The sequence below is a fragment of the Microvirga roseola genome (assembly GCF_020866965.1).
Lineage (GTDB): Bacteria > Pseudomonadota > Alphaproteobacteria > Rhizobiales > Beijerinckiaceae > Microvirga > Microvirga roseola.
In genome coordinates this window covers 174157-189268 of record NZ_JAJATX010000002.1, presented here as the reverse complement: position 1 = coordinate 189268, position 15112 = coordinate 174157, and the positions used below count along the sequence as shown (strand labels likewise).

Sequence of the window (15112 nt, the reverse complement as noted above, 5' to 3'; positions counted from 1 at the left end):
GTCAGGCCTTCCTCACCGCCACTTCCTCGGCGCGGCCGACCCTGCCGCGCTCGTACCAGCCCTGGCTGCGGTTCACGATCCAGACCACCGACAGCATCACCGGCACCTCGATCAGCACGCCGACCACGGTCGCCAAGGCCGCACCCGAATTGAAGCCGAACAGGCTGATGGCTGCGGCGACGGCGAGCTCGAAGAAGTTGCTCGCGCCGATGAGGGCCGAGGGGCCTGCCACGCAGTGCTTCTCACCCGCGATCCGGTTGAGCAGATAGGCAAGGCCGGAGTTGAAATAGACCTGGATCAGGATCGGCACGGCCAGGAGGCCGATGACCAGCGGCTGGTCCAGGATCTGCTCTCCCTGAAAGCCGAACAGCAGCACCAACGTGGCCAGCAGGGACACGAGCGACAGCGGCTGCAAGACGCGCAGCAGGCCCGTGAGGGCAGCCTGCCCGCCCTGCGCCAGCAGGCGCCCCCGCAGGAACTGCGCCAGGATTACCGGAATGACGATGTAGAGGACGACCGAAAGCAGGAGCGTGTCCCAGGGCACCGTGATGGCCGAGAGACCGAGCAGCAGGCCGACGATGGGCGCGAAGGCCACCACCATGATCACGTCGTTGAGAGCAACCTGCGAGAGCGTGAAGTGGGGCTCGCCCTTGGTCAGATGGCTCCACACGAACACCATGGCCGTGCAGGGCGCCGCCGCCAGGATGATCAGGCCGGCGATATACGAATTGATCTGGTCGGCAGGCAGGTAGGGCCGGAAGAGATATCCGATGAAGAGCCAGCCGAGCGCCGCCATCGAGAACGGCTTGACCGCCCAGTTGATGAACAGCGTGACGCCGATGCCGCGCCAGTGCTCGCGCACCCGCCCCAGCGAGGCGAAGTCGATCTTGATCAGCATCGGGATGATCATCAGCCAGATCAGGGCCGCGACCGGCAGGTTGACCTTGGCGACTTCCAGGGCGCCGATGGCCTGGAACAGACCAGGGGAGGCATGGCCGAGGGCGATGCCTGCGACGATGCAAAGGGCAACCCAAAGGGTCAGGTAGCGCTCGAAGACAGACATGGGGAGATCCTTCAGGCAGTGGCCGCGCGGCGTCCGGAGGAATCGACGACGATCTCGCCGTCCTCCTTGTGGAACTCGCCGCGTTGCGGCGGCAGAAGATCGAGAACCGCTTCGGACGGACGGCACAGGCGCACACCCTTGGGGCTCACGACGATGGGACGGTTGATGAGGATCGGATGCGCCATCATGGCGTCGAGAAGCTCGTCGTCGGTCAGATCCGGGTTGTCGAGCCCGAGCTCATGATAGGGCGTGCCCTTCTCGCGGATCACGTCACGCACGCTCATGCCCATGCGCTCGATGAGCTGGCGCAGCAGGAGCCGCGTCGGCGGCGTCTTCAGGTACTCGACGACGTGCGGCTCGATGCCGGCATTCCGGATCAGCCCGAGCGTATTGCGCGACGTGCCGCAATCCGGGTTGTGGTAGATGATGACGTCCATGAGCGATCCCTCAGGCGGAGCGGCGTTCGACGGAAAGCGCGGCATCGGAGGTCGCGCCCTCCAGCCGGCCGATCTCCCTCAGGCGGTGGGTGAGAGCGACCTCGTCGAGGCTCACCACCGGCAGCGCCAGGAAGGCGGAAATCCGGTTCTTCAGGTACTTGGCGGCCTGCACGAAGGCTCGCTCCTTCGCGACATCCGGCCCCTCGACAGCGGCGGGATCCTCGATGCCCCAATGGGCGGTCGCGGGATGTCCCGGCCAGACCGGACAGGCTTCACCCGCAGCGCTGTCGCAGACGGTGAAGATGAAGTCCATTTTCGGCCCGTCCGGGCCGGCGAACTCGTCCCAGCTCTTGGAGCGGAAGCCGTCGGTGGGATAGCCGAAGGATTCGAGCACCTTCAGGGCGAAGGGATTGACCGTTCCTTTCGGCTGGCTTCCCGCCGAGAAGGCGCGGAAGCGCCCTGCCCCATCGTTGCGCAGGATGCCCTCGGCCAGGATGGAACGGGCCGTGTTGCCCGTACAGAGAAACAGGACGTTGTAGACACGCTCAGCCACGGGCCGGCTCCTTCGGTGAACAGCAGGGGGTGAGGTCGGCGATGAGCGGCGCGCAGACCTCCGGCCTGCCGCCGCAGCAATCCTTGAGGAGGAAGGTCGCCACGGCCCGGAATCGGTCCAGGTCCGCGCGATAGATGATCGACCGGCTCCGGCGCTCCGAGCGGATTAGCCCTGCCCGGGCGAGCACCGACAGATGCGCCGACATCGTATTGGCGGGAACCGCCAGTTCGCGCGCGATCTCTCCGGCCGGCATGCCCTCCGGCTCTCGCCCGACGAGCAGGCGGAAGACCTCGAGACGGGTCGACTGAGCCAGGGCCGCAAGGGCCAGGATGATCTCTTCTGATTCCATATTTCCAGATTTATGGAATAATTAGGCGAAAGGCAAGCCTCCTGAATCGGCAAGCTGGAGCGGCGAGGAGATGGAAGCGGTGTCTTGCATTTAACCGGCCGCCGAACCGAGGTCCTGAGACCGGAACCTGAATCCAATCCCAGAGTTCAACCCCGGAACGGCTCGCCCTCCATGATCGAGCCGCGGGTCCGCACGACGCCTGTCCTGGTGCAGGCACAACAAGAACGAAACCGCCCGAACGATAAACCTCGCCTCAGGAAAGCCTATGCCTACATCCCTGCGAGCCACGCTGCCCACTCTCTTTGCGCTGCTTCTCGGCTACGCCCTCATGCAGATCGGCAACACCCTTCAAGGCACGCTTCTCAGCGTGCGGGGCAGCCTCGAATACTTTACGCCGACCGAGATCGGGGCGGTGGGCGCCGCCTTCTGGATCGGGATCGTGCTCGGCTCCCTCTGGGTCGGACGCATCATCCAGCAGGTGGGACACACCCGCACCTTTTCCGCACTGGCCGCCGTCGCCGCGTCCGTCGCGCTCTTTCACATCATCATCGTCGACCCGGCCGCCTGGATCGCAGCCCGAGCGCTGACCGGCTTCTGCTTCGCCGGTCTTTTCATCGTGGTCGAGAGCTGGCTCAACGCCTCCGTAACGCCGCAGACCCGCGGACAGGTTCTCAGCCTCTATGGCATGACCGGCCTTATCGCCGGGATCGGCGGGCAATTGCTTCTGCCGACAGGCGATCCCGAAGGCTTCAAGCTGTTCTGCTTCGTTGCGATCCTCATCTCGCTCGCCCTCGTCCCGACCGCCCTGTCGCGAGCGAGCGCGCCGGCCCATGCGGTCGGCGAGGTGAGGATCAGCCTGCGGCGTCTTTATGCGCAGTCTGCCTTCGGGGTCGTCGCTGCGGTTCTGTGCGGCATCACCACGAGTTCGTTCTTCGCCCTCGGCCCCGTCTGGGCGCAGCAGCGGGGGCTGAGCACGACCGGGATCGCGATCCTCATGGCCTGCGGCACCCTCGGCGGCTTTGCCATGACATGGCCCCTCGGCTGGCTCTCGGACCGTCTGGACCGTCGATACGTGGTCATCGGCGCATCGGCCACGGCGGCCGTCATCCTGCTGGCGCTCGTCAATTTCGTTCCGGATACGGTGTCCGTCTGGCTGCTCTTCATCTGCGTGGCCATCTTCGGCGGCAGCGTCATTCCCACCTACAGCGTCGTCATCGCGCATGTGAACGACATGGCGCGACCCGGCGAATTCGTGTCCGCCGCAGGCGGCCTGCTCATCCTGCAGGGGGTCGGCGCTGCGGCGGGGCCGGTGATCGCCGGCATCGCCATGAGCACCTTTGGACGGATCGGGCTGCCTTACACCGTCATCGTCGCCCAGATCCTCATGGCGCTCTGGGGTGCCTATCGCAGCCTGCAGCGTCCGACGCCGCAGGATATCGAGAAGGAGCACTTCACTCCTGAGCCCGTCGTCCCCGTGGGAACGCAGCTCGCCCCCGCCCATGCGGAGGCGCGCTGACAGACCGTTCAGACGATGAGCGACTGGCCGCCGTCGACCCAGACGGGCGAGCCCGTGATATGCTTGGCGCGTTTCGAGGCGAGGAAGAGAACGAGCTCCGCCACATCCTCGCTCTCCCCCGCCTCATGGCCGGTGAGCGGGATCTCGCCGCTCGGAAACTCGGCGGGGAACTCAGCCTCTTCCGTGTTGCGCTGGGAGGTGTTCTCCATGATCTGCGTTCCGATCCGCCCCGGACAGACCACATTCACCCGGATCTGATGCTTGGCGAGTTCGACGGCCAGCATCTGCGCCATGGCCACCTGAGCGGCCTTCGTAGCGGAATAGGCCGTCGCGCCCGCGCTCGTGAAGGTGCGCGAGCCGTTGATGGAGGCGGTGATGATGATGGAGCCGCCGCCCGCCTTCTTCAGGTGCGGCACGGCATAGTGGATCGTCAGATACGTGCCGCGCAGGTTGATGTTGACCGTCCGATCCCACTCCTCCGGCTTCAGCTCGTCGATGGGAGCCCAGACGCCGTTGATGCCCGCATTGGCGAAGACGATATCGAGCCGGCCATAGGCCTGCACCAGATCCTCGACCGCCTTCTTCATCTGATCCTCACGCGACACATCGGCCACGAGGGGAATTGCCTTGCCGCCCGAGCGCTCGATCTCCTCGGCGGTCTTGCGGATCTCGTCCTCAGTACGGCTCAGCACGCCCACGCGCGCGCCCTGCTTTGCGAAGAGCAGGGCGGTCGCCTTGCCGATGCCGGATCCTGCGCCCGTCACGAGCGCCACCTTGCCGTCGAGTTCCATGAGCTTGCCTTTCATCAGTCCTGGGAGTGCCTTTCCCTGAACCGGAAGCAGGGCCGCTTGTTCCTTGCGTCACCGGCTCGAGAGATGCCGCCCGGCGAGCGGAGCGCCGGCATCGCAGGCCACGCCGCGCTCCACCTTCAGATCCGCGAGGACCCTGCGCATCAGGGCGTCGCGGACCTCCGGCATCTCCACATCGGTGAGGGAGAGTTCGAGCAGCCACTCCCGCGACAGGGGCACGATGAAAGTTTCGACGGTCAGGGCATGCGAATCCGCAGGCAGGTTGGCGTCGACCCAAGTGGCAGACCAGCGCATCGCGCCCGCATCCGACGCGGAGAGAGAAACCGATTGCGCAGGGCGCCCCAGGAGATGCTCGTAGCCTTGCTGCAGGAACGCGGCATCGCGGCGGGCGAGATCCGGCTCCGGCATGTGCTGGATTTCGTGGGCGGAGCGCAGGCCGACCTCAAGGTCGGCGGCAACGTCTGCGGCTGCGGATGTGAGCCTGGCTTTTTCCGCCCTCCGCTCAAGGTGCCATTCCCGTGGCAGGGTCAGCGAGAAGCAGAGATCCAGCGCAATGCGCCCCGTCAGCCGGGTCTCGCGGGCGATGGGATCGAAGCGCGACCGGAACGGCTCACCCGGCACGCCCTGCGTCGGAAGCGCGGTCGCGGCCTGCGTGGACGGAAACGACGCAAGCGCCGCCAGGATCAGAACCTGAGACGCCTGCGCCTTCATGGATCTCGCGACCGCCATGGTCACATCCTCCTCCGGGCGCGGAGCGCCGTCCTCATGGCAACGCTCTCGCGCTTTGCTGGTTGCCTAGGTGAAAGCATGACGCGGCCTTGAGTTGCCGGAGCGTGGCCCTAACTCGCCTTCACACTTGACCCATTCAGGAGAGCAACGATGCCTATCTCCACGCGCGCGTCTCTCGTCGCCCTGGCCCTCCTCGCGGCGAGCCAGGCTTCGGCGGCAACCTGCCGCGATCCGGCCGGCTTCGAGAAATGGCTCGGCGACATCGAGCGTGAAGCCGTTGCGCAGGGCATCTCGCCGGAGGCGGTCAGGCGAGGATTGTCCGGCGTCACATTCGATCAGAGCGTGATCCGCAAGGATCGCGGTCAGGGCGTCTTCAAGCAGAGCTTCGAGAAATTCGCCGGTCAAAGGGTCTCCGCCTCGCGACTCAAGGGCGGTGCGAACATGCTCAAGCGTCATGCGGCGACCCTTGCCCGCATCGAGCGCGACTTCGGCGTGCCGGGCCCCGTCCTCGTCGCCATCTGGGGACTCGAGACCGACTTCGGCGCGGTCAAGGGCAACCTGCCGGTCATCCGTTCGGTTGCAACCCTGGCCTACGATTGCCGCCGCTCGGAATTCTTCAAGGCGCACCTGTTCGATGCGCTGCGCATCGTGGATCGCGGAGACCTGTCGCCCTCCGAAATGCGCGGGGCCTGGGCGGGCGAGATGGGACAGACCCAGTTCATGCCGTCGTCCTACTTCCGGTATGCCATCGACTACGATGGGGACGGGCGCGCCAATATCCTGCGCTCTCCGGCGGACGTGCTGGCCTCAACGGCCAATTATCTGAGAGGCCACGGCTGGGTGCCGGGCGCGGACTGGTCTCCGGGCTCGCCGAATTTCGAAGTTCTGCGGGAATGGAACAGGTCGCAGGTCTATTCGCGCACCATCGGCTACTACGCCGCGAAGCTGGCCGGGCGCGACGTCTCGATGGCCGAGTTCAGCCGGCAATCCCAATAGTGCGAAGGGCGGGCGCACGACGCCCGCCCTCCACGACAAACCCTCTTGGCGCGTCACCCGCGGGCGCGGGCGCGGATCATGAAGGAATCGTAGGCGTATTCGGCCACCTGGAACCAGAGATATTCCTCGTTCCGGAAAGCCTTGTAGCTGTCGTAGATCTTCTTGAAGTCCGGGTTCTTCGCCGAGAGATCGTCGTAGATCTCGTTCGCCGCCTTGTAGGCCGCGTCCATGATCTCCGGAGAGAAGGGCCGCAGCTGCGCGCCGGCGCCGAGCAGGCTCCTCAGAGCCGCCGGATTGCGGGCATCGTACTTCGCCTGCGTGTCGACGTTGGCATAGCCTGCAGCCGCCTGAATGGCCGCCTGATAGGCCTTCGGCAGCTCGTTCCACTTCTGCAGGTTGATGAAGAAGTGGATGGCGGGACCGCCCTCCCAGAAGCCCGGATAATAGTAGTACGGGGCCACCTTGTTGAGACCAAGCTTCTGGTCGTCATAGGGGGCCACCCATTCCGCGGCGTCGATGGTGCCGCGCTCGAGCGACGGATAGAGATCGCCGCCGGCGATCTGCTGCGGCACCACGCCGAGCTTCGACATGATTTGGCCGGCAAGCCCCGCGATGCGCATCTTGAGACCCTGCAGGTCCTGCACGGTCTTGATCTCCTTGCGGAACCAGCCGCCCATCTGCGCGCCTGTGTTGCCGGCAGGCAGGGCGAAGAGGTTGTGCTTGGCGTAGAACGCGTTCAGCAGGTCGTTGCCGTTGCCGTGATAGAGCCAGGCATTGGTCTGCCGGGAGTTGAGGCCGAAAGGCAGATTGGTGCCGATGGCGAAGGTCGGGTCCTTGCCGACATAGTAATAGGAGCAGGTGTGGCCCATCTCCACGGTGCCGCTGCCGATCGCGTCGGCCGCCTGCGGCGCACCCACGATCTCGCCCGGCGCGAAGGGCTGGATGATGAACTTCCCGTCGGTCGCCTCCGCCACATGCTTGGCCAGCAGCTCGCCGCCGCCGAAGAGCGTGTCGAGGGATTTCGGAAAGGCGGAGGTCATGCGCCAGCGGATCTCCGGCGCGGATTGGGCGATAGCCGGTTTGGCGACGGCTCCGGCAGCCATGCCAGCCGTGGCCGCCGTGAGAAATACGCGACGCTTCATCGATGGTCCTTTCGCAATTGAATGGTGCGGGGCGCGCAGGAGACAGGAAGTTTCAAAACAGCGCCGGAAACGCACATGTTCGTGTCGCTCGTCATAGCGGGCTGAGCGAAAGGAGACAGGGCTGCGAAAGCAGGGACTTCATGCGCTCAGCGCATGAATCGCCCGCGGAGCGGACCGAGGCTGCAGGTTTCCGCCGCCCCGGCATCCCATGGGTGAGGCGAGTCCTCAGAAGATCAGTTCACCCGCGCCCCAGGCCAGCAGGATGAGGATGATGAAAAGCACCAGGAAGATGCCGAACAGGATCTTGGCGATCGTCTTGGCGCCCGATGCGATCCCGGTAAAGCCCAGCGCACCGGCGACGAGGGAGATGACGAGGAAGACCAGAGCCCATTCCAGCATCGTTCCGCCTTTCAAAAGCAAGCTTCGCTGCAGGCACAGGTTCTCAGGGCAGTCCTGGGTTCCGAAAGGGACAGTCCTGGGTTCCGAAACGCCCCGCCGCCCTTCGGGACAGAGCGCTCCTCAGACGACGACAGTCACCGTTTCCGCCGCGCGGGTCAGGCCCGTGTAGAGCCAGCGGCTGCGGTGCTCGCGGAAGGCATAGGATTCATCGAAGAGCACGAGGTCGTCCCACTGGGAGCCCTGGGACTTGTGCACGGTGAGCGCATAGCCGTAGGTGAACTCGTCCGACTCCTTGCGGAGCGCGAAAGGCACCTCCTCCTCCGTTCCCTCGAAGAAGGCCTTGTGCACCGCGACCTCCACGGACCGGCGGCGGGCATCGTCGTCGGCAATGACGTCCATGCGGAGGAAGTCGTTGCGGATTCCGCGCAGGGCATGGATGGTCCAGGTGCCTCCATTGAGAAGCCCCTTGGTCTTGTCGTTGCGCAGGCACACGAGCTTCTCGCCCGCAGCCGGCATCGGATCGCGATAGCCGTTCAACTCGCGCAGGCGCGCATTGTAGAGACGGCGGGTCTTGTTGAGGCCCACCAGCACCTGATCGGCCTTCATGACCATGGCGGCGTCGATCTCGCGGCGACGGATGACGCGGCTCTCGCCATAGATCCCCGGCTCCAGGCGTCCGCCCTCCCGCACCTTCATCGATATGTGGACGATGGGATTGTCCCTGGCCTGCCGGTGCACCTCGGTGAGCATCACGTCGGGCTCGCCTTCCGTGAAGAAGCCTCCGCCCTTCACGGGAGGCAACTGCGCGGGATCCCCGAGGACGAGCACGGGCTGACCGAAAGAGAGGAGATCGCGCCCCAGCTCCTCGTCCACCATGGAGCACTCGTCGATGACGATAAGGTCCGCCTTTGCGGCGGGGCTCTGACGGTTAAGCACGAATTGCGGGCCGTTCTCATCCGACTCCCGCGAGCGATAGATCATCGAGTGAATGGTCGAGGCATCCGTGCAGCCCTTCGTGCGCAGCACCAGAGCGGCCTTGCCCGTATAGGCGCCGAAGGCCACATCCCCGTCCACGCCTTCCGCAATATGCTTGGCGAGCGTCGTCTTGCCGGTGCCCGCATAGCCGAAGAGACGGAAGACCGGGCGGTCGCCGCGGCGGAGCCAGTCCGCGACGGCTTTGAGGGCGGCGTCCTGTTGCGGTGACCATGTCATGCCGTTTTCGCCTCGCGATGCAGGCTGTAGAGAATGCCGATGATGATGCAGAGGCTACCCAAGAAAACATAGAGGTCGAGCGGCTCGCCATAAAGCTGCCAGCCCACGAAGGCGATCAGGGGAATGCGCAGGAAGTCGAGCGGCACGACCATGATCGCATCCCCGCAACGATAGGCATTGGTGAGGCAGTAATGCGCGAGCAGGCCGCCGAGGCTGATGCCGATGAGGGGCAGCACATGAGACGGACCGGCCTTGAGCCAGAAGGCTCCCTCCACGAACAGGAGGTTCATGGGAAGCTGGAGCAGGTTCATGAAGAAGAGGATCGAGAAGGTGCTCTCGGTCCGGGTCAGGCGCTTCGTCAGGATGGCCACGACGGCAAAGGTGAAGGCCACTCCCAGCATGAGGAGACTGGCCGGCTGCAGGGTTTCGAGGCCTGGACGGAGGATGACCAGAACGCCGGCGAACCCCAGCACGACGGCGACGAGCCGCCCCCTGTTCATGCGCTCGTTCAGAAGCGGAATCGCCAGCAGCGCCACCCAGACCGGCGTGGTGAATTCAAGCGCGAAGACAGTCGCGAGCGGCAGGAGCGTGAGGCCGAAGGCCCATCCGTCCGTGCCTGCAAAGTGCAGGACGTTGCGCAGCAGATGCAGCTTGAAGCGCCGCGGCTTCAATCCCGGTCTAAGCTCCGGCTTGAAGAGTGCGAAGGCGAGGAGGATCGCGATGCCCGCCGCGTTGCGCACGGCCAGCATCTCGAAGACCGAGAAGGTCGGCGCGAGCGCCCGCACCGCGACGGCCGTCGCGGAGAAGGAAACGAGAGCGCCGCTCATCCAGAGAACGACGGCGAGGATGCTGCGATGGGGCAAGGCGAACCGGACGACGTGAGTAGGTCTCTTCCGATTACCCCGCCTCCTCGGCGGCGTGAAGACTCCTTCGACGCGATGCGCGTCATGACACAGGCCGCAACCCACCTCGGCATTGCGATGCGAGGCACACGTGGCCTCGCGTCAGTACCGCAACCTCATGCTCTCGCGTGCAGTGATTCTTGAATCAATCCTGCCCGAAGACCCGCATTCGAGTCGGCGCAGCGAAAAATTTTCGCATCCCGGGCAACTTTTTTGTGGGCACCCGAAGGCTGATTTCAATGGCCTCGAAGACCGCCTCGAAACGATCCCGCAAGACCACATCCGTCGACGTCGCGCCAACGCTTCAGCAGAGATCATCATCTACTCTCGTGTACTTTGATGATGCTGTAACATTTTGAAAACATTGCACTTTCCGGTTCATCTTTGAAGATGCTTTGGCCCCCTCAAGTGATACTGAGGAGTCGCAAGCTTAGAGTCGGCGCGCTTCATTCCTCGCCTGCTTTCGCCCCCTGATACGGCAAGTGCAGGCAGGTGATCGGCGGGAAGTATCCACAGAAAAAGTGCGAATTCTACTTTCTACACTTTCCGTTAATCGGAACCCGCTTGGTATAACGACGTTGCCTTCGAAGCGTGACGGTTGCACGCGAAGGCCCTTGAAGGAGGCGGCAATGCCGACAGACGACAAGTCCAACCCGCTGACCATGTTGTTCACGGGTGACACCGGTGCGACCAGCACCAAGAAGAAGACCGCTAAGAAGAGCAGCGCTCGCCGCAGCTCCTCCAGCGCAGCAAAGGGCACCAAGTCCTCTGCTAGGTCCGGAGCTAAGAAGACCGCGACGAAGAAGGTAGCCGCCAAGTCGGCCGCCAAGTCGGCGACGAAATCTTCGAAGGCCCCTGCCAAGAAGGCCGGCACCAAGACGGCCGCGAAGAAGGCTCCTGCCAAGAAGACGGCAGCCAAGTCTGCAGTGAAGTCCTCGGCGAAGAAGACCGCTGCGAAGAAGGCTCCCGCCAGGAAGACGGCGGCCAAGTCTGCAGTGAAGTCCTCGGCCAAGAAGACGGCGGCCAAGAAGGCTCCTGCCAGGAAGACCGCTGCGAAGAAGACCTCGGCTCGTCCTGCAGCAAAGAAGGCTTCAGCTCGTCCCGCCGCCAAGAAGACGGCGGCGCGCAGCGCCAGCCGCAGCGCAGTGAAGTCTTCGTCCCGCAGCACGGCCTCGAAGGCCCGCAGCGCGGCGAAGCCCGCCAAGCGCGCCGCCGCTGCGTCGAGCCGCACGTCCTCGACTAAGAAGTCGGGCACGGTGGCCAAGCGTTCCTCCTCGAGCGCTCGCAAGAGCCCCTCGAAGAAGCGCTGATAAAGACCTGCCCCATGCGCCGGGATAGGGTCTTCCCTATCCGGTGCATGGGCAAAAAAATCGCCCGGCTTCCGCCGGGCGATTTTTGTTTGATGGGTCAGCAGCGCCTTTAGCGGCCCGTGCTCATGGGGTCGCTCTCGCCCCAATAGGGAGTGGCGTTGTAGTAGCGGTGGACATGCTCCTCCCACTCGCGGTCATAGGAGGCATCGTGTCCCTCCGCGGTGCGCCGCGGAGCTCCGCGCAACTGATCCTCCGTCAGGTTCAGCTCGTAGGCATCGAGCTCCGTATTGTACTTCAGGACGCCCCAGGGAAGCGTGTAGTACTCTTCGCCGAGTCCCATGAAGCCGCCGAAGCTCATGACCGCATAGGCGACCCTGCCGGATCTCTTTTCGATCATCACGCGCTCGATCGTGCCGATCTTCTCGCCGTCCGAACGGCGGACGGGGGTTCCCTCCACCTTGTCGCTGGCGATCAGGTTCTGGGTCTCGCGGACTTCGCCGCTCTGTGCCGTGGTCTGCATTAGCTCGCTCCAATTCATCGGTGCCGACGTCAAGGCAACGCTCGGCTCAAAAACCCGGTTCCTGGACCCGGCTTTCCAGTCTTTCCAAGGAACTCTGGGCCGCATCCTTCCTTGCGCCAAGCGCAGCCTTAGGAACCCTGCCGAATCCCTCACGTTGATCCACGTTTCACGATGTCCCCGAGACTATGAAGGAGAGTCCCATGCCCGTTCGCCAGAAGCCGGTCGAAGAGCAGGTCGTCGTCATCACCGGCGCATCCAGCGGCATCGGCCTTGCGACTGCGCACCTTTTCGCCGAGCGTGGGGTCAAGGGCCTCGTGCTGGCCTCGCGCAGCGAGGAGGACCTGCGCAAGGTCGCCGACGACCTGAGCCGCAACGGCACCCGCGCCATCGCCGTCCCGGCCGACGTGAGCAAGCGCGAGGACCTAGAGCGGATCGCGCGGACGGCAATCGAGACCTTCGGCGGCTTCGATACCTGGGTGAACGATGCCGCCGTCGCCATGTACGGAGCCCTGGACAAGGTCCCGATCGAGGACCAGCGGCAGCTCTTCGACGTGAACTACTGGGGCGTCGTCAACGGCTCGCTGATCGCGGCCGATCACCTGCGCCACCGCGGCGGGACGATCATCAATGTGGGCAGCGTCCTCTCCGAACGGACCATGATGCTGCAGGCCCCGTACTCGGCTTCCAAGCATGCCGTGAAGGCCTTCACGGACGGCCTGCGGATGGAGCTGGAGAATCAGGGCGCACCGGTCTCGGTGACGCTGATCAAGCCCTCCTCCATCGATACGCCCTATGTGGAGCACGCCCGCAACTATCTCGACAAGGAGCCGGCGGTTCCGCCACCGACCTATGATCCCCATCTCGTCGCCAAGGCCATCGTCTTCGCAGCCGGGCACAAGCGGCGGGAACTGACCATCGGCTTCGGCGGCTGGGTCATCGGCGCCATGGGCAAGGTCGCCCCGCGCATGGTCGACAAGGCCATGGAGTGGACGGGCTATTCCGCGCAGACCACCAGCGAGCGCGAGCGGCCGGAAATGCGGGACAATCTCTACCGCTCCCGTCGGGACGGCGACATGTATTCGTCCCTTCAGGGCGAGCCGCGCAAGACGAGCTTCCTCCTCGAGGCGCAGATCCATCCCTTCTTCACGGCGGCCCTCATCGCCGGCCTCGGCGCTGCCTTCGCCGCGCTCATGATCGCCCCGCGCGGACGGAACCAGCATCGCCGTCAGGATCGTTCGTACCGGCGGCCGATCCCGCCCTATCAGCCGCAGCCCGTCACGCGCCGCACCGGCAACGGTCATGACAAGCGCAGCTTCGGACCGGGCCATGTAAGTCAGCGGAGCGGCTACGAGGGACGGCCTCAGCCGCGGCACTGACGGCAGGCGGGGCCGGTCTGTCCGGCCCCGCTCTTTTCCGGCAAGCGACAAGATGGCCCTTCGAAAGCCGGTTTCAGGGCCGTCGCCCTCGCGCTAGCCTTCTTCCATGAATGCGATTCGCTCTCTCACCATGGTTCTTGCCCTCCTCGCCGGCAGCTCCGCCCTCGCCCAGGACAAGGGCACGCTGAAACCGAAGCCGCTGCCGCCTCTCGCCAATCCGAACGACCCGAAGCTCGCCGCCAAGGAATTGTTCGGGCGGCGCGACAAACCTGCTTCTCTCCAGGCGCGCGCCATCGGCAGCTATGCCCGCGGCTGCGTCGCCGGCGCGGAGGCGATCCCGGTGGACGGAGAGACCTGGCAGGTGATGCGCCTGTCCCGCAACCGCAACTGGGGGCATCCGCGCCTGATCGCCCTGCTCCAGCGGCTCTCCGCGCGCGTGCCCGAGATCAACGGCTGGCCCGGGCTTCTCGTGGGCGACATCTCGCAGCCGCGCGGCGGTCCCATGCTCACGGGCCATGCCTCCCACCAGATCGGGCTCGATGCGGATGTGTGGCTGACGCCGATGCCGGACCGGCGCCTGTCCCGGGCGGAGCGCGAGGAGATGTCGGCCACGAACGTGGTGCGCAGCGACTGGCGCGATGTGGACCCTAAGATCTGGACGCCCCAGCACACAGCCCTTATCCGCGCTGCGGCGAAGGAGAAGGACGTGGCGCGCATCTTCGTGAACCCGGCAATCAAGAAGGCGCTGTGCCGGGAAGCGGGGGAGGACCGGGGATGGCTGACCAAGGTGCGCCCGATGTTCGGCCACAACTATCACTTCCATATCCGCCTTGCCTGCCCGGCGGGCGATGCCGGTTGTGCGGATCAGGCCCCACCCCCGGGCGGGGACGGATGCGGCGCTGAACTGGCGCAGTGGTTTACGCCGCAGATGCTCCACCCGAAGCCGGGCAAGCCACGCCCACCGCTGACGATGGCCCAGTTGCCGAACGAGTGCAGCCGGGTGCTCATGGCTCCTTGAGGGAGCTCACGGAAAGCGGATCCGGTTTTGCGGTCCGACAGGGCAGCTGGAGGAAAGACGAGCGGGTTGCTCTCGAGAGCAACCCGCTCGGACCTTGATTTAAGCAGCGACGCCGGTCCCGATGGGGCAGGACACGCCCGTGCCTCCCAAGCCGCAATAGCCGTTCGGATTCTTGGCCAGGTACTGCTGGTGGTAGTCCTCGGCGAAATAGAACGGGCCCGCATCGAGTACCTCGGTGGTAACGGGTCCGTAGCCGCGGCCCGCAAGAGCCTCGCCATAGGCCTTCTTCGATGCCTCGGCGGCCCTGCGCTGCTCCTCGTTGAAGACATAGATCCCGGAGCGGTACTGCGTGCCGACATCGTTGCCCTGGCGCATGCCCTGGGTGGGATCGTGGTTCTCCCAGAAGGTCCTGAGCAGGCCTTCGTACGAAATCTTCTTCGGATCGTAGACCACGAGCACGACCTCGTTGTGCCCCGTCAGGCCGGAGCAGACCTCCTCATAGGTGGGATTGGGCGTGATGCCGGCCGCATAGCCCGCCGCCGTGATCCAGACCCCATCGCCGAGCTGCCAGAACTTGCGCTCCGCCCCCCAGAAGCAGCCGAGCCCGAACACGGCCTTCTCCAGACCCTCGGGATAGGGCCCCTGGAGCGGACGTCCGTTGATGAAATGGGTCTCGGCGGTCGGAAGCGGGTTCGGCCGTCCGGGGAGAGCCTGGTCCGCGGTCGGCATTTCGGTCTTCTTGCGGAAAGTGAACATGGGGACCCTCGCGTGATCCCCCTCA

The 15112-nt window shown here is 65.0% G+C and carries 18 protein-coding genes; 5 read left to right on the top strand and 13 right to left on the bottom strand.

What is annotated here, in order from left to right; all coding sequences use genetic code 11:
* Position 1: 1 nt before the first annotated feature.
* Genes arsB through LG661_RS02250 form a run of 4 tightly spaced genes read right to left on the bottom strand, consistent with a single transcriptional unit; the run spans position 2 to position 2402 of the window.
* Positions 2 to 1063, bottom strand: coding sequence for an ACR3 family arsenite efflux transporter (gene arsB, locus LG661_RS02265; RefSeq protein ID WP_230530238.1), 1062 nt, complete (start codon positions 1061 to 1063; stop codon positions 2 to 4).
* Positions 1064 to 1074: 11 nt separating this feature from the next.
* Positions 1075 to 1500: an arsenate reductase (glutaredoxin) gene (arsC, locus tag LG661_RS02260; RefSeq protein WP_230530237.1), complete on the bottom strand. Its 426-nt coding sequence runs from the start codon at positions 1498 to 1500 to the stop codon at positions 1075 to 1077.
* A 10-nt stretch (positions 1501 to 1510) separates the two neighbouring features.
* Positions 1511 to 2053, bottom strand: coding sequence for an arsenate reductase ArsC (locus LG661_RS02255; protein ID WP_230530236.1), 543 nt, complete (start codon positions 2051 to 2053; stop codon positions 1511 to 1513).
* Positions 2046 to 2402, bottom strand: a complete 357-nt coding sequence (locus LG661_RS02250; protein ID WP_230530235.1) for an ArsR/SmtB family transcription factor — start codon at positions 2400 to 2402, stop codon at positions 2046 to 2048. The genes LG661_RS02255 and LG661_RS02250 overlap by 8 nt, the downstream gene beginning before the upstream one ends.
* A gap of 265 nt (positions 2403 to 2667) precedes the next feature.
* On the opposite strand from LG661_RS02250, the gene LG661_RS02245 reads away from it, so the two are divergent.
* Positions 2668 to 3918, top strand: coding sequence for an MFS transporter (locus LG661_RS02245; protein WP_230530234.1), 1251 nt, complete (start codon positions 2668 to 2670; stop codon positions 3916 to 3918).
* Between the two features lie 8 nt (positions 3919 to 3926).
* On the opposite strand, the gene LG661_RS02240 is transcribed toward LG661_RS02245, so the two are convergent.
* Together LG661_RS02240 and LG661_RS02235 are read right to left on the bottom strand one after the other, a co-directional pair.
* The gene (locus LG661_RS02240; protein WP_230530331.1) at positions 3927 to 4709 is read right to left on the bottom strand and encodes an SDR family oxidoreductase; all 783 of its coding nucleotides are present in this window, start codon (positions 4707 to 4709) and stop codon (positions 3927 to 3929) included.
* Positions 4710 to 4778: 69 nt separating this feature from the next.
* Positions 4779 to 5456 carry a hypothetical protein gene (locus LG661_RS02235; protein ID WP_230530233.1) on the bottom strand — a complete coding sequence of 226 codons (678 nt, stop codon included), beginning with the start codon at positions 5454 to 5456 and terminating at the stop codon, positions 4779 to 4781.
* Between the two features lie 150 nt (positions 5457 to 5606).
* Between LG661_RS02235 and LG661_RS02230 the strand changes: the two genes are divergently transcribed.
* Positions 5607 to 6452: a lytic murein transglycosylase gene (locus LG661_RS02230; RefSeq protein ID WP_230530232.1), complete on the top strand. Its 846-nt coding sequence runs from the start codon at positions 5607 to 5609 to the stop codon at positions 6450 to 6452.
* Between the two features lie 53 nt (positions 6453 to 6505).
* On the opposite strand, the gene LG661_RS02225 is transcribed toward LG661_RS02230, so the two are convergent.
* The 4 genes from LG661_RS02225 to LG661_RS02210 all read right to left on the bottom strand — a co-directional run bounded on the left by LG661_RS02225 (position 6506) and on the right by LG661_RS02210 (position 10068).
* Positions 6506 to 7594, bottom strand: a complete 1089-nt coding sequence (locus tag LG661_RS02225; RefSeq protein WP_230530231.1) for a TRAP transporter substrate-binding protein — start codon at positions 7592 to 7594, stop codon at positions 6506 to 6508.
* A gap of 225 nt (positions 7595 to 7819) precedes the next feature.
* The gene (locus LG661_RS02220) at positions 7820 to 7993 is read right to left on the bottom strand and encodes a DUF1328 domain-containing protein (RefSeq protein ID WP_230530230.1); all 174 of its coding nucleotides are present in this window, start codon (positions 7991 to 7993) and stop codon (positions 7820 to 7822) included.
* 120 nt (positions 7994 to 8113) lie between these two features.
* Positions 8114 to 9205, bottom strand: coding sequence for an ATP-dependent DNA helicase (locus LG661_RS02215; protein ID WP_230530229.1), 1092 nt, complete (start codon positions 9203 to 9205; stop codon positions 8114 to 8116).
* Positions 9202 to 10068, bottom strand: coding sequence for a DMT family transporter (locus tag LG661_RS02210; protein ID WP_230530228.1), 867 nt, complete (start codon positions 10066 to 10068; stop codon positions 9202 to 9204). Before LG661_RS02210 ends, LG661_RS02215 begins: the two co-directional genes overlap by 4 nt.
* Before the next feature lie 130 nt (positions 10069 to 10198).
* On the opposite strand from LG661_RS02210, the gene LG661_RS02205 reads away from it, so the two are divergent.
* Positions 10199 to 10447, top strand: a complete 249-nt coding sequence (locus tag LG661_RS02205) for a hypothetical protein (protein ID WP_230530227.1) — start codon at positions 10199 to 10201, stop codon at positions 10445 to 10447.
* 90 nt (positions 10448 to 10537) lie between these two features.
* On the opposite strand, the gene LG661_RS02200 is transcribed toward LG661_RS02205, so the two are convergent.
* Together LG661_RS02200 and LG661_RS02195 are read right to left on the bottom strand one after the other, a co-directional pair.
* On the bottom strand, positions 10538 to 11563 hold the full coding sequence (locus LG661_RS02200; RefSeq protein ID WP_230530226.1) for a hypothetical protein: 1026 nt from the start codon (positions 11561 to 11563) through the stop codon (positions 10538 to 10540).
* Complete coding sequence (locus LG661_RS02195) at positions 11527 to 11937, bottom strand: PRC-barrel domain-containing protein (RefSeq protein WP_230530225.1); 411 nt, start codon at positions 11935 to 11937, stop codon at positions 11527 to 11529. Before LG661_RS02195 ends, LG661_RS02200 begins: the two co-directional genes overlap by 37 nt.
* 200 nt (positions 11938 to 12137) lie before the next feature.
* Between LG661_RS02195 and LG661_RS02190 the strand changes: the two genes are divergently transcribed.
* The gene (locus LG661_RS02190; protein WP_230530224.1) at positions 12138 to 13313 is read left to right on the top strand and encodes an SDR family oxidoreductase; all 1176 of its coding nucleotides are present in this window, start codon (positions 12138 to 12140) and stop codon (positions 13311 to 13313) included.
* 106 nt (positions 13314 to 13419) lie between these two features.
* A complete protein-coding gene (gene mepA / locus LG661_RS02185) occupies positions 13420 to 14331 on the top strand; it encodes a penicillin-insensitive murein endopeptidase (RefSeq protein WP_230530223.1) in 912 nt (303 codons plus the stop codon).
* Positions 14332 to 14430: 99 nt separating this feature from the next.
* On the opposite strand, the gene msrA is transcribed toward mepA, so the two are convergent.
* The gene (gene msrA, locus LG661_RS02180) at positions 14431 to 15087 is read right to left on the bottom strand and encodes a peptide-methionine (S)-S-oxide reductase MsrA (RefSeq protein ID WP_230530222.1); all 657 of its coding nucleotides are present in this window, start codon (positions 15085 to 15087) and stop codon (positions 14431 to 14433) included.
* Positions 15088 to 15112 lie beyond the last annotated feature (25 nt).